The organism is Actinoplanes octamycinicus, assembly GCF_014205225.1.
Classification (GTDB): domain Bacteria; phylum Actinomycetota; class Actinomycetes; order Mycobacteriales; family Micromonosporaceae; genus Actinoplanes; species Actinoplanes octamycinicus.
This window is the reverse complement of record NZ_JACHNB010000001.1, coordinates 3,823,913-3,849,562: the sequence shown is the minus strand read 5'-3', so window position 1 is coordinate 3,849,562 and position 25,650 is coordinate 3,823,913. Positions and strand designations below refer to the sequence as shown.

Here is a 25,650-nt window from a genome sequence, read left to right as displayed (position 1 = left end):
CGGAGGCACCCCACGATGGCGCAGAAGGACGGCGGCACGCCCGCACCCAAGACGGAGTCCCACGACCCCGCCTTCCCGGAAGCGTTCCTGCAGTTCATGCGCACCGGCTGGCGCGAGGATCCGATCTCCGTCGCGCCCCTGCCCGAGGTGCCGAACTACGCGAAGCGCCGGGCCGCGCTCTCCGAGGCCTTCCCCGGTGAGACGCTGATCATCCCGAGCGGCAACGAGAAGGTCCGGGCCAACGACACCGACTACCCGTTCCGCCCGGGCAGCGACTTCTTCTACCTGACCGGCGACCGCGACCCGGACAGCGTGCTGATCCTGCACCCGAGCGGCTCCGGGCACGAGGCCGTGCTGTTCACCCGGGAGCGCAACTCGAAGGACACCGACCGCTTCTTCCGGGACCGCAACGGCGAGCTCTGGATCGGCCGGACCCACACCCTCGCCGAGAAATCCGCCGAGCTGGGCCTGGAGACCGCGTCGCTGGGCTTCCTGGGTTCGGCCCTGGCCCAGTCGGCGCCGGGCCGGACCCGGGTGCTGCGCGGCCTGGACGCCAACGTCGACCGGACGATCCTGGCGTACGAGCCGGACAAGGCCAAGCCGCGCGACCGCGAGCTGGCCTGGGTGCTCTCCGAGCTGAAACTGGTCAAGGACGAGTGGGAGATCGCCCAGCTGCAGGCCGCGATCGACGCCACGGTGCTCGGCTTCGAGGACGTCGCCCGGGTGCTGCCGGCCGACCGCGCGGTCAAGGAGCGCCTGTTGGAGGGCGTCTTCGGGCTGCGCGCCCGGCACGACGGCAACGACGTGGGGTATGGCTCGATCGTCGGCGCCGGCGCGCACGCGACGATCCTGCACTGGGTGCGCAACACCGGCGTGACCACGCCCGGTGAGCTGCTGCTGATGGACATGGGCGTGGAGGGACACAATCTCTACACCGCCGATGTCACCCGCACCGTCCCGGTCTCCGGCACGTTCACCCCGCTGCAGCGCCAGGTCTACGACATCGTGCACGCGTCGCAGCAGGCCGGCATCGACGCGATCCGGCCCGGCGTGCTGTTCAAGGACGTGCACCAGGTGTGCATGCGGGTGCTCGCCGAGGGGCTGCACGACCTGGGACTGCTCCCGGTCGGGGTGGACGAGGCGATGGCCGAGGACAGCACGATCTACCGGCGCTGGACGCTGCACGGGTTCGGGCACATGCTCGGCATCGACGTGCACGACTGCTCGAACGCGCGGAACGAGACGTACCGGGAGGGGCCGCTGCAGGAGGGTTACGTGCTGACCGTCGAGCCGGGGCTCTACTTCCAGCCGGAGGACGACCTGGTGCCGGCCGAGCTGCGCGGCATCGGCATCCGGATCGAGGACGACGTGGTGGTCACCGCGGACGGCTGCCGCAACCTGTCGGACGGGCTGCCCCGCAGCTCCGCGGAGGTGGAGTCGTGGCTGGCCGCGCAGCGCGAGGCCGGGCCGCGGCTGCCGGGCTGACCGCTCCCCCGGACGCCCGGCGCCGCTCCGCGCCGGGCGTGGGGGTTTCGCGGGCGGCCGCTCGGAGCGGGCGGCGTATTCGCGGACGGGCTACTTCCCCGGCGGGCGTCGTGATCGCCAGCGGCCGCTCCCTGGCACGCGTCGTGATCGCGGGCGGCCGCTCCCCGGCGCGTCGTGTTCGTCGGCGGCCGCTTCCCGGCGCGTTGTGATCGCGGGCGGCCGCTCCCCGGCGGGCGTTGTGATCGCGGGCGGCCGCTCCCCGGCGGGCGTCGTGTTCGCGGGCGGCCGCTCCCCGGCGCGTCGTGATTGCGGGGTGCTGCGAGGATTGACGGATCTTGCGATCCGCCGACTTTCCGGGAGACGCCGTGACCGACGCCCCACCGTTCCTCGTCGACGTCGATCAGAGTGACGGCCGGGTGGCCGTCGAGGTCCGCGCCGAGGGCCGCCGGCACTCCGCCGTCGTGGAGCGCGTGCACGATCTGCGGCTGCGCCCGCACATCCCGATCGGGACCCGGGAGCGGCAGCATCTCCGGATGATGGTCGACGACCTGCCGGTCGATCTGCGGCCCGGGCCCGGCCGGTGGTCCCGGCACTCCTACCGGGTGGTGGCCGAGCACGAGGGCCACCAGTATGTGTACCGCCCGCGGACCTCGGAGAGCAGCCGCCTGCTGCGGGACGGTTTCCGGGTGGGCGACTTCACCGTCCTCCACGGGGGCGGCGTGCTGGCCGAGTGGATCGGCGACCCGGAGCCGGTCGACGTGGCCATCGGCTACGCCCTGGCCGCCGCCTTCGGCGCGGGCGCCGAGTTCTTCCTGGTCGCCTTCCTGGAGCACCCGGCCCTCTGAGGCCGGGTGGTCAGCCCACCCGGTAGTCGGAGACGCTCCAGCACTCGGCGCCACCGGGCTCGCCGGTCACGTTGATGGTGACCTTGACCGGGTGGCCGTCGGCGGTGTCGAACTCGGTGCTCGCCTCGCCGCCGTCGTCGGTCGTGGTCTGCACCATCTCGACCAGCTCCTTCAGCGTCGGGACCTCGATCTCCTCGCCGCCGTCGCCGGTCACCGGGCCCAGGTCCACCGCGGCCGACGGGTCCGGGGCGGCGGCGCTCCCGCCCACCCGGGCCGACTCGGTGACCTGGCCGCCCTGCACGGTGGCCTGGTATCTCCCGGTCGGCTTGGCGGCGTCGCAACCACGGGTCAGCGTGAACTTGTAGGCGGCCGGCTCGGTCCACGCCGGCGCCGACCCGGCGACCGCCGGAGCGCCGGCCGAGGCCGAGGTCCCCGGCTCGATCTTCGGCTCGTCCGACGACGAACTGCACCCGGTGACCAGACCGACCAGCGCCACCGCGCACAGGGCACGCTCGAACCGCACCAGAACCTCCGCTTCAGGTGGCCACCGACCGCCGGCGGGCCACGCGGCGCAATCTAGCGCAGCCACGCTCGCCTCCCGGTGCGGCCCTGCCACCGGCCCACCGCCGCGAGCCCGCCCCGGCTGGCCGAAGCAGGCCCGCTCCGGCTCACCGCCCCGGACCACACCGGCTCACCCCACCCGAGGCCGCGGCAAGCCCACCGGCCCGAGGCCGCCACCGGCCCAAGGGCGCCACCGCCCCACCGGCCCGGGGCACCCACCACCGGCCCAAGGCCGCCACCGACCCACCGGCCTGGGGCCACCCAGCACCGGCCCAAGGCCGCCACCGACCCAAGGCCGCCACCGGCTCACCGGCGGGGCCGCCCGCCACCGGCCCACCAGCCCACGACTGCCGCCACTGGCCCACCAGGCCACGACCGCCGGCGCCGACCCACCAGCCCGGGGCACCGGGTCAGATCAAAGAGGCGCGACGAAGACCGCGACCTGGCGGGCCGGGACGGTCAGCTCGGCGCCGTCCAGCTTGGTGACCGCGGAGGCGCCGCGCAGCACCGGGTCGGCGGACGCGGTCAGCTCCGGGTGCGGGCGCAGCGCACCCTCCCCCGGCACCACCTGGCAGGTCACCTCGTCGGTGGCGTTGAAGACCACCACGAGACGCCGCCAGCGCTCGTCCAGCCCGGTCCCGTCCAGGCACATCACGATCACCCCGGGCGTCTCGGCCGGGCCGCCCAGCGGGAAGGTCAGCCGCCGCTGCACCTCGTCGGCGGTGGGCAGCCCGAAGACCGGCGACGACCGGCGGATCCGCAGCAGCTCGCGGTACCGCTCGGCGGTCAGCGTGATCACCTCGGCGCCCGGGACCAGCGCCGGGTCGGCGAGCAGCGGCCGGGCGAAGTCCCACTTGTCGCCGTTGTCGGCGAACGGCGGCAGGCCGAGGCCGAACCCGTTGCCCTGGCCGGGATCCCAGCGGATCTGGTTGAACCAGTCGCCGGAGTTGAACGAGTTGCGGTCCAGCGACTTGGAGCGGAGCCGCTCGCTGCCCAGCGCCACGAACCCGGCGCCCTGCCCGAGCACCACCAGGGCCAGCGCCAGCACCTGCATCCGGGCCCGGTCCACCGGCCGGGTGCCGGGCGGCAGCTTGAACGCCATCGCGTCGTACAGGATCTCGTTGTCGTGCGCGTCGACGTAGTTCACCGTCTCGCCGGGCGAGGCGGCGTAACCGCACGGGGAGCCGTTGTAGTCGACCTGGGCGCCGCTGCGCTCCACCCCGTCGTGGGTGACGAACCGGTACGTCGCCAGCCCACCGGCCAGCCCCACCTTGATCCGGTCGTGCACCAGCCCCGGGGTGCGCGAGCCGAGCCCGGTGGCGAACCCGGGCACCCCGGGGTCGTCGCCGAACGCGCCGCCGCCGCGGGCCGCGTCGCGCAGCCGGTCGTTGAACGACCCGATCCCGGTGCCGGCCATGTTCACCTGGGTGGCCTGGGCGAACCGGGCGTCGGACGCCACCTCGCCGAAGTTCCAGCCCTCGCCGTACAGGCAGATGTCGTGCCCCTGGTCGACCCGGTGGTCGAGAGCGATCCGGGCCTCCAGGATGTTCGCCCGCGGGTGGTGTCCCATCAGGTCGAACCGGAACCCGTCGATCCGGTACGCCCGGGCCCAGGTGACCAGCGAGTCGATCACCAGGCGGCCCATCATCATGTGCTCGGGCGCGGTGTTCGGGCAGCAGGTGGACTCGGCGGTGCTGCCGTCGGCGAGCAGCCGGTGGTAGTAGCCCGGGACGATCCGGTCGAGCACGCTGAACCGGTCGAGGCCGTCGGCCATCGTGTGGTTGTAGACCACGTCGAGGACCACCCGCAGGCCGGCGGCGTTGAGCGCGGCCACCGCCCGGCGCAGCTGGAGGATCCGGGCGCTGCCCGCCGGGTCGGTGGCGTAACTGCCCTCCGGCGTGGTCCAGTGCCACGGGTCGTAGCCCCAGTTGTAGCCGTCGTGGTCGGCGACGGCCGCGACCGCGCGCTGCTGCTCCGCCGAGTCGGGTGGGAAGGACGCCAGGTCGCAGGCCGGCTGCGCCTGGTCGGCGCGGCGGTCCGGGACGGTGGCGAAGTCGTTGACCGGCAGCAGGTGCAGGTGGGTGAGCCCGGCCTCGGCGAGCGAGCGCAGGTGCCGCATGCCGTCCGAGCCGGGATGGGTGAAGGCCAGGTAGGTGCCGCGGTCCGCGGGCGGGACCGATGCGTCGGCGATCGAGAAGTCGCGCACCGACACCTCGGCGATCTGCATCCGGGCCGGCGGGACGGCCGGCGGTTTCGCCAGGCTGTCCCAGCCCGGCGGGGTCAGCGCCGGGTCCGCGAGGTCGACGAGCTGGCTGTGGGTGGAGTCGGCGGCCAGCGAGACCGAGTACGGATCGGTCACGCTGGTCGTCACGATCCGTTGCGCGGCCGGGTGCCAGACCTCCACCCGGTACCGGTAGTAGCGGCCGAGCCATTTCCGCTTGACCGGGACCGACCACACGCCGGTGAGGTCGTCGCGGGTCATCGGCAGCACCCGCGGCTCGTCGGCCGGCTCCCGGAAGAGCTCCAGCGCCACCGACCGGGCGGTCGGCGCCCAGACCGCCAGCGTCGGCCGGTCGACGTCCAGGGTGAGGCCCAGGTCGGCGTCGGCGGCCTCCAGGTAGAGGTCGTCGAGCACGCCGGCCAGCTGCACCCCGGTCCGCGCGGTCAGCTCGCCGGCGGTGTCCCGCCCCTCGACCAGCAGCCGGTCGCGCAGCAGGTCACCGAGCGTGGCGTCGCCCAGCTCGCGCACCGCGAAGGCGCGGTAGGCCCGCAGGTGCGGGAAGCGCCGGCTCTGCGCCTGGAAGAGCCCGCCGGGCCGGGGCGTCAGCGGCAGCGGACCGGCGGCGCCGCGCAGCTCGAAGGTGGCCGCCCGGGCCGCGAACCACTCGGGCAGGGCCAGCGTGGTGCGGTCGACGAAGACCGCCAGGGACCGGGCCGGGTCCAGCTCCGGGCCGAGGGTGCCCAGCTCCGGGCGGATCGGCTCGACCGTGCCGGCCAGCAGCCACACCTCGCGCGCCACGGTCAGGTCGAGGCGCTGGTCGTCCGGGAGGTCCTTCTCCTCGGCACGGTGCAGCACATAGCGCAGGCCGACGGCGTCCGGCTTGAGCGGTACACGGAACACCGCGCCGAACGCGTCGTGATGCGAGGGCGCCATGGGCGTACCCCAGGAGGTCTTGCTCTCCCGGGGGACGCCCTCCCAGAAGTGCAGGCCCCACCCGGAGTAGTCGCCGTCCGGGCGCCGGTAATGGAGCACGGCGAAGCCGGGGTCCGGCGCGGGTGCCGGGCCGGCGGCCGCGACCCGGCGGTCGCCTGCTGTCAGCCAGATCTCCCTGGTGGCGCCGAGGTCGACGGTCCGGTCGAGATCGACGTCCTTGCGGCCGTCGGCGTGCAGGACGACGAAGCCCGCCGAGGCCGCGCCCTCGCTGAGGCGCACCCAGGCGAAGCGGCCGAAGGAGTCAACACCGGCGAACGGGGCGTCGTGGCCGGGAGCGACATCGCCCCACGCGTGCAGCGACCACCCCGTGTAGTCGCCGTCGGGACGGTGGTAGTGCACGATCAGCCAGGACACCGCCACATCGTCGCACCGGGATACGACGTTTTCAGCGGGACGCGATCACCGTGGTGATCAGCGGGCCGTCCGCGCCGGTCCGGATCAGGTAGCGATAGCGCTCGCCGGGGACCGCGGCGCCGGTGCTGTCCAGGTATTCCCACTCCACCTGGACCATCGACAGCACCGCCGAGATCCGCTGCACGTCGAGGATCTGCGCGTGCGCCGCGACGATCTGCTGATCCCGGTAGGTGGGAGCCGCGCCGAGGAAGGAGAGCGCCACCGCGGCCGGTGAGCTGAAGGTGAAGCTGTACGAGTCGGCCACCACCATCCCGGGCAGCGCGTGGCAGCCCGCGATGACGCCGACATCGCCGGTGGTGAGGGCCGTGCCGTAGCGACCGAAGAACTCGGTGAGCTGGTCCTGATCCGCCGTGGCCGTCATGGGCGCATGAGTTCCCTCCGATCGACGAAAGCAAACCCCGGCCCGCCGGACCCGTCCCGGCTGGGAGGATCAGCACGTGGACCCCGCCTTGCGAGGGTTAGCAAGACGGACGTACGGTTTACGGGACACGGCACAACCGAGAGTTAGGCATACCTAACCCGAAGGTCGCCCTTTCGGTGCGAAAGACTTGACTTCCAGTCGCTGGGTGTGAAGGAGATGACGGTGGCCAGCCTCGACACCTTTGGTGCGAAGAGCGAGCTGCGCGTCGGTGACGCGAGCTACGAGATTTTCACGATCGACAAGGTGGAGGGCCACGACCGGCTGCCCTACTCCTTGAAAATCCTCCTGGAGAACCTGCTCCGGACCGAGGACGGCGCGAACATCACCGCCGACCACATCCGCGCGCTCGGCACCTGGGACCAGAACGCGGACCCGAGCGTCGAGATCCAGTTCACCCCGGCACGGGTGCTGATGCAGGACTTCACCGGTGTCCCCTGCGTGGTCGACCTGGCCACCATGCGGGAGGCGGTCAAGGACCTGGGCGGCGACGCCACCAAGGTCAACCCGCTGGCCCCGGCCGAGCTGGTCATCGACCACTCGGTGATCGCCGACCTGTTCGGCCGCGAGGACGCCTTCCAGCGCAACGTCGAGCTGGAGTACCAGCGGAACAGGGAGCGCTACCAGTTCCTGCGCTGGGGCCAGACCGCGTTCAACGAGTTCAAGGTGGTCCCGCCGGGCACCGGCATCGTGCACCAGGTGAACATCGAGTACCTGGCCCGCACCATCATGGAGCGCAACGGCCAGGCCTACCCGGACACCGTGGTCGGCACCGACTCGCACACCACCATGGTCAACGGCCTGGGCGTGCTGGGCTGGGGCGTCGGCGGCATCGAGGCCGAGGCCGCGATGCTCGGTCAGCCGGTCAGCATGCTGATCCCGCGGGTGGTCGGCTTCAAGCTGTCCGGCGAGGCGCCGGCCGGCACCACCGCCACCGACCTGGTCCTGACCATCACCGAGATGCTCCGCAAGCACGGCGTGGTCAGCAAGTTCGTCGAGTTCTACGGCCCCGGCGTGAGCGCCGTGCCGCTGGCGAACCGGGCCACCATCGGCAACATGTCGCCGGAGTACGGCTCCACCGTCGCGATCTTCCCGATCGACGAGCAGACCATCGACTACCTGAAGCTGACCGGTCGCACCGAGCAGCAGGTCGCCCTGGTCGAGGCGTACGCGAAGCGGCAGGGCCTGTGGCTCGACCCGAACGCCGAGCCGGACTACAGCGAGAAGCTGGAGCTGGACCTGTCGACGATCGTGCCGTCGCTGGCCGGCCCGAAGCGCCCGCAGGACCGGGTGCTGCTGAGCGCGGCCAAGTCCGCGTTCCGCGAGGCGCTGCCGAACTACGCCGCGCCGCACGGCCACGCCGACGAGGCCAGCGAGGAGTCCTTCCCGGCCTCCGACGCGCCCGCCAACGGGGTGGAGGACGAGGCCGACAAGCCGCACGCGTTCAGCGCCGCCCTGGGCGCCGCGGGCCGTACGTCGAAGCCGACCGTGGTCAAGGGCGACGACGGGGTGACCTACGAGCTGGACCACGGCGCGGTCGTCATCGCCGCCATCACGTCCTGTACGAACACCTCGAACCCGCAGGTCATGATCGGTGCCGCGCTGCTGGCGAAGAAGGCGGTGGAGAAGGGCCTGACCCGCAAGCCGTGGGTCAAGACCACCCTGGCGCCGGGCTCCAAGGTCGTCTCCGACTACTACGACCGGGCCGGCCTCACGCCGTACCTGGACAAGATCGGCTTCAACCTGGTCGGCTACGGCTGCACCACCTGCATCGGCAACTCCGGCCCGCTGCCCGAGGAGGTCTCGGCCGCGATCAACGAGAACGACCTGACCGCGGTCAGCGTCCTCTCCGGCAACCGGAACTTCGAGGGCCGGATCAACCCGGACGTCAAGATGAACTACCTGGCGTCCCCGCCGCTGGTGGTGGCGTACGCGCTGGCCGGCTCGATGGACATCGACATCACCACCGAGCCGCTCGGCATCGGGTCGGACGGCAAGCCGGTCCACCTCGCCGACATCTGGCCGTCCGCGCAGGAGATCGACGAGGTGATCGCGCAGGCGATTGGCGCCGAGGGCTTCTCCACCGCGTACCAGGACGTCTTCGCCGGCGACGAGCAGTGGCAGTCGCTGCCCACCCCGACCGGCGACACCTTCGCCTGGGCCGGTGACTCCACCTACGTGCGGAAGCCCCCGTACTTCGAGGGCATGGCCGCCGAGCCGGCCCCGGTCGCCGACATCACCGGCGCGCGGGTCCTGGCCAAGCTGGGCGACTCGGTCACCACCGACCACATCTCCCCGGCCAGCTCGATCAAGGCGGACTCGCCGGCCGGCAAGTACCTCACCGAGCACGGCGTCCCGCGCGCCGAGTTCAACAGCTACGGCTCGCGCCGCGGCAACCACGAGGTCATGATCCGCGGCACCTTCGCCAACATCCGGCTGCGCAACCAGCTGGTGCCGGGCGTCGAGGGCGGCTTCACGGTCAACCACCTGACCGGCGAGCAGACCACGATCTACGACGCCTCGGTCGCCTACAAGGAGGCCGGCGTCCCGCTGGTCATCCTGGCCGGCAAGGAGTACGGCTCCGGCTCGTCCCGCGACTGGGCGGCCAAGGGCACCATGCTCCTCGGCGTCCGCGCGGTCATCGCGGAGAGCTACGAGCGCATCCACCGCTCCAACCTGATCGGCATGGGCGTGCTGCCGCTGCAGTTCCCGCAGGGGCAGAACGCCGAGTCGCTGGGCCTGACCGGCACCGAGACCTTCTCGTTCGCCGGCGTCACCCAGCTCAACGACGGCAGCACCCCGCGCACCGTCAAGGTCACCACGGACACCGGCATCGAGTTCGACGCCGTGGTCCGGATCGACACCCCAGGTGAGGCGGACTACTACCGCAACGGCGGCATCCTGCAGTACGTGCTGCGCAAGATGCTCCGTAGCTGATCCCGCACCGCGTCGACGGCCCCGCCTGGTCTCAGGCGGGGCCGTCCGGCGTTCCGGCCAGGCTCTCCGCTTCGGCCGCGGCGGCCAGCGCCTCCTGCTCCCGGCCCACCCGGCGCAGCATGATCGCGTAGTTGCCGAGCACCCGCGCCAGCCGGTCCGGCGACTCCCCGGCCCGCGACCGGTGGATCGCCACCGCCTCGGCGCTGAACTCGATCGCGTCCGCCCAGCGGCCGGCCGCGTAGAGCCGGTCGGCGTGCCCGGTCAGCTCCCGCCCGAGACGATCACTCCCGGCCGCCAGCACCCGCCACATCCCGGCCGAGCGCTCGCTGAGCGCCAGCGCCACCTCGTGCTCCCCCGCCCCGGCCAGTGCGGACGCCAGCGTGCTCAGCTGCTGCGCGAGCGCCTCGTCCGGCTGCACCCCGCTGACCGCCAGCACCTCCCGGCCCGTCTCCCGCGCGTCCGCCGGACGGCCCGCCGCCAGCAGCTGACCGGCCAGCGTGGCCAGGGCGAGCGCCAGCGACGTGGGACGCGCCGGATCGGCCCAGGCCAGGGCTACCGCCTCCTCGGCCGCGGCCACCGCCTCGGCGTGCCGGGCCGACTCCCGCAGGTGCTCGGACTGGTGGAGCAGCGCCCGCACCAGCCCCGGCTCGGCCTCCCGCACGCCCGACGTGACCAGCGACCGCAACGCGGTCACCGCCGTCTCCCCGAGCCGCTTCGCGGTCTCCCGATCGCCCGCGGCGGACGCGCGTTTCGCCGCGTCCACCGCCTCCAGCGCGCGCTGGGCCGGGCCGGCGCCGTCCCCGGTCACCTGCCGCAGCCGCCGCATCCATCCCGTAGCCACGCCGAAGAATCTAGGTGGGTCGATCAAATCCCGCTGGCCCGGCCGCGAGACACGTGGGTGGTTGCCGCACCCCGGCCGGGGTGGTGAATAAGCTTCGGGCATGGATGACAACAGTGTGCTGAGCCGGATCAACGGCCTGGTCGAGGAGGAGCACCAGCTGCGCAGGCAGCTGAGCCAGGGCGAGATCTCCTCCACCGAGGAGCATGCCCGCCTCAAGGAGCTCGAGGAGGCCCTCGACCAGTGCTGGGACCTGCTGCGCCGGCGCCGGGCGGCCCGCGACGTCGGGCACGACCCGGACGCGGAGCAGGCCCACGCCGTCAGCGAGGTGGAGAACTACCTGCAGTGACCCGGTCCGCGGCCGCCGTCCGCACGGCGGCCGCAGACCGAGTCGGCGCCTCAGCGCCGCCCGGGCCGCCCGGCGCGCGGACCGGGCGCGGGGCGGCGGCAGCCGTTCAGCGGTGATCCGCTGCGCAGCCATCGCCGCGGCCGGCACCGGCGCCTCATCGCAGGCCCGCCTCGAAGAGCAGCCTCATCGCAGGCCCGCCTCGAAGAGCAGCCTCATCGCAGGCCCGCCTCGAAGAGCAGCCTCATCGCAGGCCCGCCTCGAAGAGCAGCCTCATCGCAGGCCCGCCTCGAAGAGCAGCCTCATCGCAGGCCCGCCTCGAAGAGCAGCCGGTCGATCAGCTCCTCGGCGTCGATCGCCAGCCCCCGGGCACGGAACCAGCTCGCCACATTGGTCACGTCCCGGGCGATGAACTCGGCCCCGCGCGGGTTCGCGATCACGTCGACGATCTGCGGCAGGTCGATCAGCACCAGCCGACCGTCGTGCACCAGCGTGTTGTACGGCGACAGGTCCCCGTGCGCCACCTGGGCCCGGGCCAGCACCGACAGCGCGTCGGTCATCTGCCGCCACAGGTCCTCGAGTTGCTCGTCGCCGGAGCGCACCTGGGCCAGCCGGGGCGCCGCCTCACCGGTCTCCCAGTCGCCGACGAACTCCAGCATCACCTCGGTGCCGATCAGCTGCACCGGGTAGGGCACACAGACCAGCCCGCTCTCCTGGCCGATCTCCCAGAGCCGGCCGAGCGCGTCGAACTCGGCGGCCGCCCACTGCCCGGCGATCATCTGCTTGCCGAACGCGGTGCGGTTGGTCATCGCCCGCATCTCCCGGGACCGGCGCACCCGGCGGCCCTCGAGATAGCCGGCGTCGCGGTGGAACAGCCGGTGCTCGCCGTCCCGGTACCGTTTCGCGGCGAGCATGCTGACCTGCCCGGTGCTCGGCAGCCAGCGCCGGACCAGGAAGACGTCGGCTTCCTTGCCGGTTTTCAGGACGCCCAGCTCGGAGTCGACCGCGCCGTGCTCGGTGCGCACCCAGTCGGGCCGGGGATCGGGACCGTGCAGCGCGCCGTCCCAAGTGGACCAGCGGTCACCGACCTCGGGCAGGTCGGGATCCTCCTGCAGGGCCGGCTCCAGCCGGCCGCGCTTTACGAAATCTGCTTCGTCGTCGTCGAACTTGCGACGGCCGCGGCGCATGGTCGCCGGGCCGAAGGAGTCGTGCTCTCGCACTGGAGGGTCTCCTCGGAGAAAGAAGTTTGCGGGGAAGCCAGGACAGCGGGCATGACAAAGACAGCCATTTCGTGGCCACCCCCTTCTCTCTCGATGCGGCCCGGTGCCGGGCCGACAGTGCGGTGCGCGGACGACTCTTTCCCACCCACGCGAGGGACGCAACCCATTTATTTCGGTACGACCTCAGCGGGCCGCCGTGACGGTCAGACCCTCAGCGGGTCGCCATGATCGCCGAGATGCCCTGGATCACATTGCCGACCACCCGGGTCGGCGCGAACCGGGTGTCCATCCACTCCCGCCCCCGGTGCAGCCACACACTGGGCAGCCCGAGCGCCGCGGCCCCGCCGATGTCCGCCTCCGGGCTGTCGCCGACCACCCAGGCGCCGGCCAGCCGCATCCGGACCCGCTGCGCGGCGAGCGCGAAGATCCGCGGGTTCGGTTTGCTCACCCCGGCCTGCTCCGAGATCACCCAGTCGGCGACATAGCGGTCCAGCCCGGTCCGCCGGATCCGGCCCTCGCACTGCTCGGTCGCGCCGTTGGTGACCACCACCGGGACCAGCCCGGCGTCGGCGGCGATCTCCAGCGCGCAGCCCACCATCGGATCGAGGCGCTCGAAGGCGAGCGGTCCCTCGTAGAGCTCGTCGACCAGATCGATGGCCGGCACTCGTAGCTGGTAGCGGTCCCGGATCTGGTCGGCGAGGTCCCACCGGGAGGTCAGGCCGTCGGCGTCCACGGCGACCAACCAGTCAAGATCATCTTGCGATGCGCCGATCTCGTCGAGGAAGCCTTTAGCCCACAACCGGTACGCACCGCTGCGATCGAGCAGGGTGTCGTCCAGGGCGAGGAAGACTAGAGGCACGCGGGCACTTTACGTGAGCGGTGACCGCAGCGAACAGTCCAGGACTGTAAACAAAGAGCGGAAAGCTTGACGCATTTCGCATCATCCGATCGTGGCTTAAAAAGCCGTACGTACGGATTGCAAGACTGCGGGGCCGCATGACACGATCAGCGGCGTGCCCAGGGTAAGCCAGGACCAGCTAGACGCCCGCCGCCACGAGATCCTCACGGCGGCCCGCGGTTGCTTCGCGCGGTTCGGCTACGAGGGCGCCACGGTCCGCCGCCTGGAGGAGGCGACCGGCATGTCCCGTGGCGCGATTTTCCACCATTTTCGTGACAAGGAGTCGCTGTTCCTGGCGGTCGCCGAGGACGACGCGGCGCTGATGGTGGAGACCGTCGCCCGCAACGGCCTGGTCCAGGTGATGCGCGACCTGCTCGACCGGGCCGGCACCAGCGACGGCGACACGGCCGGCTGGCTCGGCACCCAGCTCGAGGTCTCGCACCGGCTGCGCACCGACCCGGCGTTCGCCAAGCGGTGGGCGCAGCGCTCGGCCGCCATCGCCGACGCCACCCGGGAGCGCCTGCAGCGCCAGGGCGAGGCCGGCGTGCTCCGCAAGGACGTGCCGGTCGACGTGCTCACCCAGTTCCTTGAGCTGGCCTATGACGGGCTGGTGCTGCACCTGGCCACCGGACGGCCGCCGGGCGACCTGGCCCGGGTGCTGGACCTGGTCGAGGACGCCGTCCGCCGCCACTGAGCGAGGCGCGGCGGGCCCGCGGCCGGGTGCTCCGGCCGTACCGGAAACCGGTCTGACCGCAACCGATCGCGGGCCCGGGCGTGGGCGGCGATCAGCTCGCCGCCGGCGCCTTGTCGATGAAGCCGAGCACCTGGTGGATCCGCCCGGCGCCGTCCCGCTCGGCCACGTCGAAGCCGATCACCAGCGGCTCCTCCCCCGGCCGCCCCAGGTGCCAGGTGAACCGCGCCTGGTCGTGGTGCGCGTCGACCGGCCCGCCCGGGCTGAACACCAGCCCCGGGAACTGCTGGTGCACCGCCCCGATCAGGCCGCTCAGCTGGTCCCGCCCGCGGACCGCGGCGATCGGGTCGACATAGCGCACCTCCTCGGCGAACAGCTCGGCGATCGCCGCCTGCCGGGCCGCCGGGTCGGTCTCGTTCCAGACCGCCAGGTACCGCTCGATCATGGTGTCGAAGTCGCTCATCGTCTTTGTCCCCTCGTGGTGCCGTTCGTTGACGGGACCCAGCCTGCCGCCGCCCGGTAAGCCCGGCGATTACCTCGCGGGTAATGCCGCCGCCCCAGCCGCCCGCCTACTCTGGCCACCATGAGCGCGGTGGGACAGTTGTTGCGGACCTGGCGGGACGAGCGGCGGCTGAGCCAGCTGGACCTCTCCGGCCGGGCCGGCGTGTCGGCCCGGCACCTGTCCTTCGTGGAGACCGGCCGGTCCCGGCCGACCCGGGAGATGATCCTGCGGCTGGCCGAGGAGCTGGACGTGCCGCTGCGGCGGCGCAACGAGTTGCTGCTGGCCGGCGGCTTCGCGCCGGCCTACCCGGAGTCCGATCTGGACGGGCAGCCGCTGGCCGTGGTGCTGGCCGGGCTGCGGCAGGTGCTGGCCGGGCACGGGCCCTTCCCGGCGGTGCTGGTCGACCGGCACTGGACCATGGTGGACGCCAACGAGGCGATCGGCCGGTTCACCCGGGACTGCGCGCCCGAGCTGCTCGAACCACCGGTCAACGTGCTGCGCCTGGCCCTGCACCCGGACGGCTTGGCGCCGCGGACCGAGAACCTCGCCGAGTGGCGGACCCACCTGCTGCACCGTCTGGACCGGCAGGCCGCCGCGACCGCCGACCCGGTGCTCCGCGAGCTGCGCACCGAGCTGGGCGGCTACCCGGGCGGCGAGGTGGCCGGCCCGCCGACCGGCGTGGTGGTCCCGCTGCGGTACGACGGCCTGAACTTCTTCAGCGTCACCTCGGTGCTCGGCACCCCGCGCGACGTGACCCTCTCCGAGCTGGCCATCGAGGCGTTCCTCCCGGCGGACGCGGCCACCGCCGCCGCGCTCAACGGGTGACCGGCACGGATCACCACCCGGCTCTGGAAAGATGGCGGCATGGATCTCGGCCTGGCTGATCGCGTCTTCATCCTCACCGGCGCCTCCCGCGGCCTCGGTTTCGCCACCGCGCAGGCGCTCGTCGCCGACGGCGCCCGGGTGGTCATCTCGTCCCGCGACCCGGAGAAGGTCTCGGTCGCGGTGGCCGAGCTGGGCGGCGCCCCGCACGCCGTCGGGATCACCGCCGACCTGGCCGACCCGGGCACCCCGCGGGAGCTGGTGGACGTCGCGACCGAGCGGTTCGGCCGGCTGGACGGCGCGCTGATCTCGGTCGGCGGCCCGGCCCCGGGCAGCGCCGCGAGCATGAGTGACGACCAGTGGCGGGACGCGTTCGAGACGGTCTTCCTGGGGTCGATCCGGGCAGCCCGCACGTTCGCGGCGGCGCTGCCCGAGGGCGGCGCGATCGGCCTGGTGCTCTCCACCTCGGTGAAGACGCCGCTGTCCGGCCTGGGCATCTCCAGCGGCCTGCGACCGGGTCTGGCGATGGCGGCCAAGGACATGGCCGACGAGTTCGGCCCGCGCGGCATCCGGGTGCTGGGCCTGCTGCCGGGCCGCTTCATGACCGACCGCAACCGGGAGCTGTTCCAGGCCACCGGCGACCCGGCGACCGCGGCGGCCGAGGTGTCCGCGGCCATCCCGGTCCGCCGGATCGGCGAGCCCTCGGAGTTCGGCCGGGTCGCGGCCTTCCTGCTCTCCCCGGCCGCGAGCTACCTGACAGGGTGCGTGGTCCCGATCGACGGCGGCGCCCTGCGCACCCTGTGACCACCCCTCCCCGGCCACCCGAGCCCACCCCCGCGGGCCGGTCAGCGGCGTCTCCTCCACTGAAGCCGTCGGCGCCGTCTCCTCTCAAGAAGCCGTCAGCGGCGTCTCCTCTCAAGAAGCCGTCGGCGGCGTCTCCTCTGAAGAAGCCGTCAGCGGCATCTCCTCCGCTGAAGCCGTCAGCGGCATCCCCTCTGAAGAAGCCGTCAGCGGCATCTCCTCCGCTGAAGCCGTCAGCGGCATCCCCTCTGAAGAAGCCGTCAGCGGCGGAGATCGCGGCGGCCGCGAACCGGACCATCCCCGACCTCATCGGCCCCGGCCTGCGGGTGCTCTTCTCCGGGATCAACCCGAGCCTCTACTCGGCCGCGACCGGTCACCACTTCGCCCGGCCGGGCAACCGCTTCTGGCCGACCCTGCACGGCGCCGGCTTCACCGACCGCCTGCTGCACCCGTCCGAGCAGCATCTGCTCCCCGCGCTCGGGCTGGGCATCACCAATGTCGTCGCGCGGGCCACGGCCCGCGCCGACGAGTTGTCCCCCGACGAGCTGACCGCGGGCGGCCAGATCCTGGCAGCTTTGGTACGCCGGGAGCAGCCGCACTTCCTCGCCGTCCTCGGAGTCACCGCTTACCGGGCCGCTTTCGCCCGCCCCAAAGCGCGCATCGGCCCCCAGCCGGACCAGGTGGGCGGCGTCCCGGTCTGGGTCCTCCCCAACCCGAGCGGCCTGAACGCCCATTTCCAGCTGCCCGACCTGATCCGCGAGTTCACCACCCTGCGCGAGTCCCTCCCGGACTGACCGGGGAATCCACCGCCCGCCCGAGCCGTTCCCGTCACCCGCGAGCCCGCCGTCCGCCGCTGGCCGCCGCCCGCCGTCCGCCGTCCGCCGCCCGCACGAGCCTCCCGAACCGGCCGCAGCCCACCGCCGCCGCGAGGTCACCATCACACCGACGCGCCGGAAGCGCGGCGGCCTACACAGTGGACGTCTCGTCGCCCGGCCGCGGCGGCAGCACCCGCTGCTCGTGGATCACCGTCTCGCGCCGCAGCCGGTCGGCCGACGGCCGGTAGGCCTCGTCGATCGGCCCCATGATCCCGCCACCGATCCCCTTGCGCCTGACCCAGCCGCCGAACCGCGCGAACGCGAACAGCAGCGCCGCGAACACCACCGCGAAGATCAACAAGCCGGTCACGGTTCGACCGTACTCGCCGGGACCGGCAGGATCTCCACCTCCTCCGCGGTGAACGGCGGCGACCCGGGCGACGCCGCGGCGAACTGGGTGCGGTAGAGATCGGCATACAGCCCACCGGCCGCGACCAGCGAGTCGTGCGTGCCGCGCTCCACCACCCGGCCGCGGTCGACCACCAGGATCTGGTCGGCCTCCCGGATGGTGGACAGCCGGTGCGCGATGACCAGCGCCGTCCGGTTCTCCAGGGCCACCGACAGGGCTCGCTGCACGGCAGCCTCGGACTCGCTGTCCAGGTGCGCGGTGGCCTCGTCGAGGATCACGATCGACGGCTGTTTGAGCAGCAGCCGGGCGATCGCGATGCGCTGTTTCTCGCCGCCGGAGAACCGATAGCCGCGCTCCCCGACCACCGTCTCCAGGCCGTCCGGCAGGGCCCGGACCAGGTCACCGACCTGCGCGCCGTCCAGCGCGGCCCACATCTCCGCCTCGGTGGCGCCGGGCCGCGCGTACCGCAGATTCTCCGCGATGGTCTCGTGGAACAGGTGCGAGTCCTGGGTGACCACGCCGACCGTGTCGCGCAGTGAGTCGAGCGTCGTGTCGCGCACGTCGACGCCGCCGACCAGCACCGCGCCACCGGTGACGTCATAGATCCGGGAGACCAGCATGGAGATGGTGGACTTGCCGGCGCCGGACGGGCCGACCAGCGCGACCAGCTGCCCCGGCTCGACGGTGAAGTCGACGCCGTGCAGGACCGGCGTGTTCTCCGTGCGGTCCAGCGTGCTCACGTCCTCCAGGGTGGCCAGCGACACCTCGGACGCGCTCGGGTAGCGGAACCGCACGTCGCGGAACTCGATCCGGCCGGCGCCCGGCGGGATCGGCGCGGCGTCCGGTCTCTCGGCGATGCCCGGCGCCAGGTCGAGCACCTCGAAGACCCGGTCGAACGAGACCAGCGCGCTCATCACGTCGACCCGCACGTTGCTCAACGCGGTCAGCGGCCCGTAGAGCCGGGTGAGCAGCAGCGCCAGGGTGACCACGGTGCCGGCCGAGACCTGCCCGTGCACCGCGAGCCAGCCGCCCAGACCGTAGGTCAGCGCCTGGGCCAGCGAGGCGACCAGCAGCATCGCCACGAAGAAGGTGCGGGAGAACATCGCCTGCTGCACGCCGATGTCGCGGACCCGCTCGGCCCGCTCGCCGAATCGCGCCGCCTCGGCGTCGGGCCGGCCGAACAGCTTGACCAGCAACGCGCCGGAGACGTTGAACCGCTCGGTCATCGTCGCGTTCATCTTGGCGTCCAGGTTGTACGACTCCCGGGTGATCTCGGCGAGCCGGGCGCCGACCCGCCGCGCCGGGATGATGAAGACCGGCAGGAGCAGCAGCGAGAGCACGGTGATCGGCCAGGACAGGCTGAACATCACCACCGCGGTGAGCACCAGCTGGATGACGTTGCTGAGCACCCCGGACAGGGTGGAGGTGAACGCCCGCTGGGCGCCGACCACGTCGTTGTTGAGCCGGCTGACCAGGGCGCCGGTCTGGGTCCGGGTGAAGAACTGCAGCGGCATCCGCTGCACGTGGTCGTAGACCCGGGTGCGCAGGTCGAGGATGATCCCCTCACCGATGCGGGCCGAGTACCACCGCTGGGCGAGGGAGAGCAGCGCGTCGGCGACCGCCAGCCCGGCGATCAGCAGGGCGATCCGGATCACCGCGCCGGCCGCGTCGGCACCGCCGCGGGTGATCGTGTTGATCACGTCGCCGGCCAGCAGCGGGGTGGCCACGCCGATCCCGGCGGCCACCACCACGGCGATCAGGAACACCACGATGTCGCGGCGGTAGGGCCGGGCGAACCGCAGGATCCGCCGCATCGTGCCGGGCTTGACCTGATGGGACGCCACCCGGTCGGCGCTCTGGATCGAGCGCAGCATGTTCCAGCTCGGCATGCTCATTCGTCACCTCCGGGTGTCGCGCCACGGGCAGAACAGAGTCTGCCGGGTGGGTACGACAACCTGGACGGCGAAGGCGCTATTCCAGCCCGCCGGTCCGCAACGCTTCCCGGAGCGGACCGGCGGGTGGTTACTCCCCGGTGCCCAGCAGGTCGGCGAGCCGGCGGGTCTGTGCCTCCCGCTCGGCCCGGTCCTGCTCGGCGTAGGAACGGCTGGGCGCCCCGGCCAGCAGTCCCTTGATCTCGGACACCGCGCCCACGGGGCCGGCCAGGATGGCCGCGGTCAGGTCGGCGACCGCCGCGTCCAGGTCGGCCCGCGGGACCACCGCGGTGGCGAGACCGATCCGGTCCGCCTCGTCGGCCGGGATCCGCCGCCCGGTGACGCAGATCTCCAGCGCCCGGGACGGACCGACCAGCTCGGTGAGCCGTTTCGTCCCGCCCAGATCGGGCACCAGACCGAGAGTGACCTCGGCCATCGAGAACCGTGCGTCATCGGCCAGCACGCGCATGTCGCAGTTCAGCGCGAGCTGGAAACCGGCGCCGATCGCATGGCCCTGGACCGCCGCGATGGACACGATGGACGGACTGCGCAACCAGGTGAACGCGGTCTGGAAGACGGCGATCCGATCGGCGCTGTCAGCGGCGGACAACTGTGCCAGACGAGCCAGTGAAGAATCGCCGTCGCCGCGGGCGACTGACAGATCCAGGCCGGCGGAAAACGCGCGGCCTTCGGCTCGCACAATGACGACGCGCACGTCGCCAGGCAATTTCCGGGAAATGTCACTGAGCTCCGCCCACATGGCCGGAGTCTGTGCATTGAGAACGTCGGGCCGGCACAACGTGACCGTTGCGACCGGCCCGGCCTGTTCGTAGCGAACGCCTACCTCGTCGGTGGCTACCGCGTCAGCAGGATCAGCCGCGGATACCGGCCCGGCGTTGTCGGACGTCACGCCTTCTTGCGGCGGCGGGCGCCGCCACGCTGGCGCAACTGCACGCCCGATTCGGTGAGCACGCGGTGGACGAATCCATAGGAACGGCCGGTGGAAGCAGCGAGCGCCCGGATGCTCTCGCCGGAGGTGTAACGCTTCACCAGGTCCTTGGCGAGCGACTGCCGCTCGCTACCGACGATTCGACGACCCTTCTCAGTACTGGTAGCTGTGCCAGTGGCTGCCATCTTGAATCCTCACGTCGCAGACAGTGCGGTCAGATACGGTCCCACCTATTACACCGCCTCCAACGATCATGCGCCAGGCATCTCGCGTCGAAGAACGTGCCCATTTATTACTGTCAGGAACTTGACGGTTACCAAGTGCATCAATGTCAGACCGTTTGGTGACGTCGGCCGGAGCGACATTTCCGGCGCGTCACGCCCGTCCCGCGAGGCTCACCAAGACCATCGATCACCTGCAGAAACACTCGATCGAGGAGCACCCCGCCGGGACGGCGCCGGAGGACCGCATGCGGGGCGGGCCGGGCCGGGACGGGACGTCGGGCGCGTACGGGAGCAAGTCCGACCTGCCCGCAAACGCCCGAACATCGCACTGTCTGTGTGGGCACCAGTTGACAACTGACGATGCCGATGATCCTGGATCTCCGGCACCTTCTGAAACTCAGGCCAGTTCGACGAGTTCCAGCAGGTCGTCGCTCCAGGCGTCCTCGTCGCCGTCGGGCAGCAGGATCGCCCGGTCCGGCTTCAGCGCCTGCACGCACCCGGCGTCGTGGGTGACCAGCACGATCGCGCCCGGGTAGTTGGCGATCGCGTCCAGCACCTGCTCCCGGCTGATCGGGTCGAGGTTGTTGGTCGGCTCGTCGAGCAGCAGCACGTTCGCCCCCGAGCAGACCAGGGTGGCCAGCGCCAGCCGGGTCTTCTCGCCGCCGGAGAGCACGCCCGCAGGCTTGTCCACGTCATCGCCGGAGAACAGGAACGCGCCCAGGATCTTGCGCAGCTCGGTGTCGGTCTGCTCGGAGGCGGCGCTGCGCATGTGGTCCAGGATCGTCCGGTCCACGTCCAGCGTCTCGTGCTCCTGGGCGTAGTAGCCCAGCCGCAGGCCGTGCCCGGGCCGCACCTCGCCGGTGTCCGACTGGAGCAGGCCGCCGAGGATCCGCAGCAGGGTGGTCTTGCCGGCGCCGTTGAGCCCGAGGATGGCGACCCGGGAGCCGCGGTCCACCGCCACGTCGACGTCCGCGAAGATCTCCAGCGACCCGTACGACTTCGACAGGCCCTGCGCGGTCAGCGGGGTCTTGCCGCACGGGGCCGGACTCGGGAAGCGGACCTTGGCCACCTTGTCCGAGCTTCGCACCTCCTCCAGGCCGCCGAGCAGTTTCTCGGCCCGCTTCGCCATGTTCTGCGCGGCCACCGTCTTGGTCGCCTTGGCCCGCATCTTGTCGGCCTGGGCCATCAGGGCGCCGGCCTTCTTCTCCGCGTTGGCCCGCTCCCGGCGGCGCCGCCGCTCGTCGGTCTCCCGCGCCTCGAGGTAGGTCTTCCAGCCCATGTTGTACATGTCGACGACCGAGCGGTTGGCGTCGAGGTACCACACCTTGTTGACCGCGGCGTCGAGCAGCTCGACGTCGTGGCTGATCACGATGAGGCCGCCCTTGTGCTGCGCCATGTAGCCGCGCAGCCAGGCGATCGAGTCCTGGTCGAGGTGGTTGGTCGGCTCGTCGAGCAGCAGGATGCCCTTGCCGTTCTGCCCCGAGTTGGCGAACAGGATGCGGGCCAGCTCGATCCGGCGGCGCTGACCGCCGGAGAGGGTGCCGATGGTCTGGGCCAGCGCGCGGTCGGGCAGCCCCAGGTTCGCGCAGATCCGGGCGGCCTCGGCCTCGGCGCCGTAGCCACCCAGGGCGGAGAACTGGTCCTCCAGCTGCCCGTAGCGCCGGACCAGCTTCTCCTCCGAGCTCTCCTCCAGCTGCACCTCGAGCTTCTGCATCTCGGCCAGGATGCTGTCCAGCCCGCGGGCGGAGAGCACCCGGTCGCGCCCGGTCACGTTCAGATCGCCGGTGCGCGGGTCCTGCGGCAGGTAACCGATCTCACTGGTCCGCTCGACCTGCCCGGCGTACGGGATGCCCTCGCCGGCCAGCACCTTCAGCGTGGTGGTCTTGCCCGCGCCGTTGCGGCCGACCAGGCCGATCCGGTCGCCGGGCTGCACCCGCAGCGTGGTCGGGGACAGCAGGATGCGCGCGCCGGCGCGGAGTTCCAGTCCGGTGGCGGTGATCATAAAGAAGCTTCTCGCTCTCGGGGATCGGGCTGACTCGGGGCGCAATCAAATCGGCAGGTCAGCCTTCGCGGAGCAGCACCGGGCCATACTACCCGGGGCAGCGGAGCACCTCCCAACCGATTAGTCCGCAAGATCATCGGGTAAACGCGGTGCAACCGTGGCGCAGGAGGAACGGATGGAACTCAACGAGAACGCCGAGATCGACACCAGTCAGGTGGAGGATGCCCGTGGTTCGGGTGGCGGCGGGGGCTTCGGCGGGCTGCCCATCCCGATCGGTGGCGGCGGGCTCGCCGGCATCGTGGTCACGGTGCTGCTCGCGCTGGTCGGCGGCTACTTCGGGATCAACAACCTCGGTGGTGGCGGCGGTGAGACGCCCAGCAACAACACCAATCTCGCCACCGAGTGCCAGCAGCAGGACGCGGTCAAGCAGCTCGACTGCCGGAACGTGCTCTACATCAACTCGATCCAGGCGTACTGGGCCAAGGAGCTGCCGCAGGCCTTCGGCAAGCAGTACGAGAAGTCGACCACCAAGATCTTCCAGAGCCGGGTGAACACCGGGTGCGGCGCCGCCGACTCCGGCGTCGGGCCGTTCTACTGCCCGGCCGACAACAAGGTCTACATCGACCTGAGCTTCTACCAGCAGCTGGCCAAGGAGCTCGGCGCGCCGGGCGAGTTCGCGCAGCCCTACGTGCTCGCCCACGAGTACGGTCACCACGTGCAGGATCTGCTCGGCACCGAGGCCAAGATGCGACGCGCGCAGCAGGCCGACCCGGACTCGGCCAACCTGCAGTCGGTCCGGCTCGAGCTGCAGGCCGACTGCTACGCCGGGGCCTGGGCGAAGGGCGCGACCGGCACCACCGACGCCAAGGGCAACAAGATCTTCAAGAGCCTGTCCGACGCCGACATCCAGGAGGGCATCCAGACCGCCGGCCAGATCGGCGACGACACCCTCCAGCAACGCGGCGGTGGCACCATCAATCCGGCGGAGTTCACCCACGGCACGTCCGCGGACCGGCAGAAGTGGTTCCGGACCGGGTACGACTCGGGTGACCCGACGCAGTGCGACACGTTCGCGCCGGGTGCGGTCAACCAGGGCGACTGACCGCCTCCGCCCCTGACATCCGGCCGCCGACCCGCACCTGGCGCGGGACGGCGGCCGGAGCCGTCCCCGGCTCCCGGATGCCGTCCCGGGGTCAGGGCTCCCGGGTCAGGGCTCCCGGATCAGGGCTCCCGGATCAGGATCGGCACCGCGCGGGCCATCGCCACCGCGGAGACCAGCACGGCGTGCCGGGGCTCCGGCACCTCCAGCAGCCGCCCGGCGCGGAGCGCGGCCACCGGCGCCAGGGCACGGTCCGCGAGGATCGCGTCGACCGCGGTCCGGTCGCCGCCGGTGACCAGCGCGGCCATCGTCCGTACCGCGGGAAGCAGCAACCGGCCGACGATCCCGGCGCCGTCGGCGGCGGCCGCCTTCGCCTGGTTGTCCCGGCGGCGGGCGAAGCGCTGCTGCGACCAGCCGCCGGCCGCGGTCCGGCCCTGCACGTAGTGGGTGTCCACCTTGGAGGCGACCAGCTCGGTGCCGTCCGCCACGCCGACCGCGACCGCGCCCTTGCGGGCCAGCAGCAGCCCGAGCCGGCGCGGCGCCCGCGCCGCCTCGATGAGCTCGGTCACCGTCGCGGCCCCGGTCACGCCGGGCGGCGCGTGCAGGGTCGCCTCCGCCCCGTCCGCCGCGACCAGGAGCAGCCCGTCCGCGCGGTACTCCCCGTGCCGGGTGGCGAAGTTCGCCAGCCACCGGGGCAGCCGCTCCGGCGCGACATCCACCCATTTCCCGCCGCCGGCGGCCGCCCGTTCGCCCATTCTTGTCAGACTACGGTGGCAGGATCCGCGGCATGACTGACCGGCTCTCCGAGACGCTGCTGGCCCGGCTGACCGCCGGCTTCCAGGCCCGGCGCGACGCGGCCCGCGCGCCCGCGATGGCGGCCTACATGCGGGACCAGTTCCCGTTCCTGGGCCTGTCCGCCGCCACCCGGCGGGCCGCCGCCCGGGTCGCGCTGGCCGGTCTGCCCACGCCCGCCGAGACCGATCTGGCCGAGGTCGCCCGCGCCTGCTGGGCCCGCGACGAGCGGGAGTTCCAGCAGTTCGCCTGCGACTACCTGATGGCGCACCCGCGGGTGCCCGGTCCCGGCTTCCTCGACGTCGCCGCCGAGCTGATCACCACGAGATCCTGGTGGGACACCGTCGACCCGCTCGCCACCCACGTCGTCGGCGGCCTGGTCCGCCGCCACCCCGGCCTGGCCGCCCGGATGGACGAGTGGTCCGGGTCCGCCGACCGGTGGCTGGTCCGCACCGCGATCCTGCACCAGCTGCACTACGGCCCGGCCACCGACACCACGCGCCTGTTCCACTACTGCTCCCGGCAGGCCGGCCACCCGGACTTCTTCGTCCGCAAGGCGATCGGCTGGGCGCTGCGGCACTACGCCCGCACCGACCCGGACGCGGTCCGGGCCTACCTCACCGCCGAGTCCGCCCGCCTGTCACCGTTGTCGGTCCGCGAGGCCGCCAAACACCTCTGACCCTTTTCGGTACGGGCCGGAGCCCGCCGTGACCCGGTTCCGCGCCCCCGCACGACCGGAGGCCACCGGCCCGGGGAGCCGGTGGCCTCGACGGACATGTGGGTTGTCAGGTGTCCAGGAGCAGGCGCACGGCGAGGACCGCGATCACCGCGCTGGACGTCAGCGCGGTCACCAGCCGCCCCCGTGGCCCGGTCAGCAGCCGCCCGATCAGCGAGCCGCCCCCGGCGATCAGCAGTTGCCAGCTGGCCGACGCGAGGAACGCCCCGGCCACGAACCAGATCCCGCCCCCGGCGCCCCCGTTGCCCAGCACCAGCGCCGCGAAATAGATCACCGTGGCCGGGTTGAGCAGGGTCAGCCCGAGGATCCCGGCGTAGGCCCGCCAGGCCGTGGTGGGCCGCTCGTCCCGCGCCCCGGAGCCCGGGCCGCGCAGCGCGCCCCAGGCGGTCCAGCCGGCCAGCGCCAGCAACACCAGCGCTCCGGCCCAGCGCAGCGGCCCAGCGACCGGCGCGATCACCCCGGCGACCGCGGCGCCCCCGGCCACCGCGACCGCGGCGTAGATCCCGTCCGCGGTGGCCGCGCCCATCCCGGCGGCCGCGCCGACCCGCAGCGACGTGCGCGCGCTCAGCCCGGCGATCAGCGCCCCGATCGCGCCGACCGGCACCGCGATCCCGTAGCCGGCGACCACGCCGGCCAGGAACGGGGCGCTCATGGCCGCTGCTTGCGCACCGCCGTTCCCCGGACGGCCTTCTGCTGTCGCC

At 72.3% G+C, this 25,650-nt stretch carries 23 protein-coding genes and 1 pseudogene; 10 read left to right on the top strand and 14 right to left on the bottom strand.

All coding sequences use genetic code 11. From position 1 onward, the window contains the following. Positions 1-15 precede the first annotated feature (15 nt). Positions 16-1,485, top strand: a complete 1,470-nt coding sequence (locus tag BJY16_RS17250) for an aminopeptidase P family protein (RefSeq protein ID WP_185040436.1) — start codon at positions 16-18, stop codon at positions 1,483-1,485. Between the two features lie 365 nt (positions 1,486-1,850). Further along, positions 1,851-2,330: a hypothetical protein gene (locus BJY16_RS17245; RefSeq protein WP_185040435.1), complete on the top strand. Its 480-nt coding sequence runs from the start codon at positions 1,851-1,853 to the stop codon at positions 2,328-2,330. A 10-nt stretch (positions 2,331-2,340) separates the two neighbouring features. Here the strand turns inward: BJY16_RS17245 and BJY16_RS17240 are convergent, their stop codons facing one another. The 3 genes and pseudogenes from BJY16_RS17240 to BJY16_RS17230 form a co-directional block, all read right to left on the bottom strand. Beyond that, complete coding sequence (locus tag BJY16_RS17240; protein WP_239176569.1) at positions 2,341-2,853, bottom strand: hypothetical protein; 513 nt, start codon at positions 2,851-2,853, stop codon at positions 2,341-2,343. A 453-nt stretch (positions 2,854-3,306) separates the two neighbouring features. Then, positions 3,307-6,453: pseudogene (pulA, locus tag BJY16_RS17235) on the bottom strand (pullulanase-type alpha-1,6-glucosidase); the annotation flags it as partial. Positions 6,454-6,490: 37 nt separating this feature from the next. Next, the gene (locus tag BJY16_RS17230; protein WP_185040433.1) at positions 6,491-6,880 is read right to left on the bottom strand and encodes a DUF6841 family protein; all 390 of its coding nucleotides are present in this window, start codon (positions 6,878-6,880) and stop codon (positions 6,491-6,493) included. Between the two features lie 207 nt (positions 6,881-7,087). Between BJY16_RS17230 and acnA the strand changes: the two genes are divergently transcribed. Then, positions 7,088-9,874: an aconitate hydratase AcnA gene (gene acnA / locus BJY16_RS17225; RefSeq protein ID WP_275408037.1), complete on the top strand. Its 2,787-nt coding sequence runs from the start codon at positions 7,088-7,090 to the stop codon at positions 9,872-9,874. 31 nt (positions 9,875-9,905) lie between these two features. Here acnA and BJY16_RS17220 read toward each other — a convergent pair whose 3' ends face one another. Then, entirely contained in the window at positions 9,906-10,715 is an 810-nt protein-coding gene (locus BJY16_RS17220; protein WP_185040432.1) for a tetratricopeptide repeat protein, read from the bottom strand. Between the two features lie 100 nt (positions 10,716-10,815). Between BJY16_RS17220 and BJY16_RS17215 the strand changes: the two genes are divergently transcribed. Next, positions 10,816-11,061, top strand: a complete 246-nt coding sequence (locus BJY16_RS17215; protein WP_185040431.1) for a DUF2630 family protein — start codon at positions 10,816-10,818, stop codon at positions 11,059-11,061. 299 nt (positions 11,062-11,360) lie between these two features. On the opposite strand, the gene BJY16_RS17210 is transcribed toward BJY16_RS17215, so the two are convergent. Next, entirely contained in the window at positions 11,361-12,278 is a 918-nt protein-coding gene (locus tag BJY16_RS17210; protein WP_373873409.1) for a serine protein kinase RIO, read from the bottom strand. A gap of 211 nt (positions 12,279-12,489) precedes the next feature. Further along, the gene (locus BJY16_RS17205) at positions 12,490-13,137 is read right to left on the bottom strand and encodes an HAD family hydrolase (protein WP_185040430.1); all 648 of its coding nucleotides are present in this window, start codon (positions 13,135-13,137) and stop codon (positions 12,490-12,492) included. Between the two features lie 154 nt (positions 13,138-13,291). Between BJY16_RS17205 and BJY16_RS17200 the strand changes: the two genes are divergently transcribed. Next, positions 13,292-13,870, top strand: coding sequence for a TetR/AcrR family transcriptional regulator (locus BJY16_RS17200; RefSeq protein ID WP_185040429.1), 579 nt, complete (start codon positions 13,292-13,294; stop codon positions 13,868-13,870). 91 nt (positions 13,871-13,961) lie between these two features. Here BJY16_RS17200 and BJY16_RS17195 read toward each other — a convergent pair whose 3' ends face one another. Then, on the bottom strand, positions 13,962-14,330 hold the full coding sequence (locus BJY16_RS17195) for a nuclear transport factor 2 family protein (RefSeq protein ID WP_185040428.1): 369 nt from the start codon (positions 14,328-14,330) through the stop codon (positions 13,962-13,964). Between the two features lie 120 nt (positions 14,331-14,450). Here BJY16_RS17195 and BJY16_RS17190 point away from each other — a divergent pair, with 120 nt between their 5' ends. The 3 genes from BJY16_RS17190 to mug all read left to right on the top strand — a co-directional run bounded on the left by BJY16_RS17190 (position 14,451) and on the right by mug (position 16,786). Then, entirely contained in the window at positions 14,451-15,194 is a 744-nt protein-coding gene (locus BJY16_RS17190) for a helix-turn-helix domain-containing protein (protein ID WP_185040427.1), read from the top strand. A 39-nt stretch (positions 15,195-15,233) separates the two neighbouring features. Further along, complete coding sequence (locus BJY16_RS17185; RefSeq protein WP_185040426.1) at positions 15,234-15,995, top strand: SDR family oxidoreductase; 762 nt, start codon at positions 15,234-15,236, stop codon at positions 15,993-15,995. 191 nt (positions 15,996-16,186) lie between these two features. Beyond that, positions 16,187-16,786: a G/U mismatch-specific DNA glycosylase gene (gene mug, locus BJY16_RS17180; protein ID WP_373873411.1), complete on the top strand. Its 600-nt coding sequence runs from the start codon at positions 16,187-16,189 to the stop codon at positions 16,784-16,786. 172 nt (positions 16,787-16,958) lie between these two features. Here mug and BJY16_RS17175 read toward each other — a convergent pair whose 3' ends face one another. From BJY16_RS17175 to BJY16_RS17155, 5 genes are all read right to left on the bottom strand, one after another. Then, positions 16,959-17,177 (bottom strand): hypothetical protein, encoded by a 219-nt coding sequence (locus BJY16_RS17175; protein ID WP_185040425.1) that lies wholly within the window; start codon positions 17,175-17,177, stop codon positions 16,959-16,961. After that, a complete protein-coding gene (locus BJY16_RS17170; protein WP_185040424.1) occupies positions 17,174-19,111 on the bottom strand; it encodes an ABC transporter ATP-binding protein in 1,938 nt (645 codons plus the stop codon). Before BJY16_RS17170 ends, BJY16_RS17175 begins: the two co-directional genes overlap by 4 nt. 127 nt (positions 19,112-19,238) lie before the next feature. Further along, entirely contained in the window at positions 19,239-19,946 is a 708-nt protein-coding gene (locus tag BJY16_RS17165; RefSeq protein WP_221502775.1) for an enoyl-CoA hydratase/isomerase family protein, read from the bottom strand. A gap of 107 nt (positions 19,947-20,053) precedes the next feature. Continuing rightward, entirely contained in the window at positions 20,054-20,281 is a 228-nt protein-coding gene (locus tag BJY16_RS17160; RefSeq protein ID WP_014441759.1) for a helix-turn-helix domain-containing protein, read from the bottom strand. Between the two features lie 436 nt (positions 20,282-20,717). Further along, positions 20,718-22,322, bottom strand: coding sequence for an ABC-F family ATP-binding cassette domain-containing protein (locus BJY16_RS17155; protein ID WP_185040422.1), 1,605 nt, complete (start codon positions 22,320-22,322; stop codon positions 20,718-20,720). A gap of 175 nt (positions 22,323-22,497) precedes the next feature. Between BJY16_RS17155 and ypfJ the strand changes: the two genes are divergently transcribed. Beyond that, positions 22,498-23,424 carry a KPN_02809 family neutral zinc metallopeptidase gene (gene ypfJ, locus BJY16_RS17150; RefSeq protein ID WP_185040421.1) on the top strand — a complete coding sequence of 309 codons (927 nt, stop codon included), beginning with the start codon at positions 22,498-22,500 and terminating at the stop codon, positions 23,422-23,424. 119 nt (positions 23,425-23,543) lie between these two features. Here the strand turns inward: ypfJ and BJY16_RS17145 are convergent, their stop codons facing one another. After that, positions 23,544-24,176, bottom strand: coding sequence for an acVLRF1 family peptidyl-tRNA hydrolase (locus BJY16_RS17145; protein WP_185040420.1), 633 nt, complete (start codon positions 24,174-24,176; stop codon positions 23,544-23,546). 32 nt (positions 24,177-24,208) lie between these two features. Between BJY16_RS17145 and BJY16_RS17140 the strand changes: the two genes are divergently transcribed. Further along, the gene (locus BJY16_RS17140) at positions 24,209-24,892 is read left to right on the top strand and encodes a DNA alkylation repair protein (protein WP_185040419.1); all 684 of its coding nucleotides are present in this window, start codon (positions 24,209-24,211) and stop codon (positions 24,890-24,892) included. 106 nt (positions 24,893-24,998) lie between these two features. Here the strand turns inward: BJY16_RS17140 and BJY16_RS17135 are convergent, their stop codons facing one another. Then, positions 24,999-25,601, bottom strand: a complete 603-nt coding sequence (locus BJY16_RS17135; RefSeq protein ID WP_185040418.1) for a LysE family transporter — start codon at positions 25,599-25,601, stop codon at positions 24,999-25,001. Positions 25,602-25,650 lie beyond the last annotated feature (49 nt).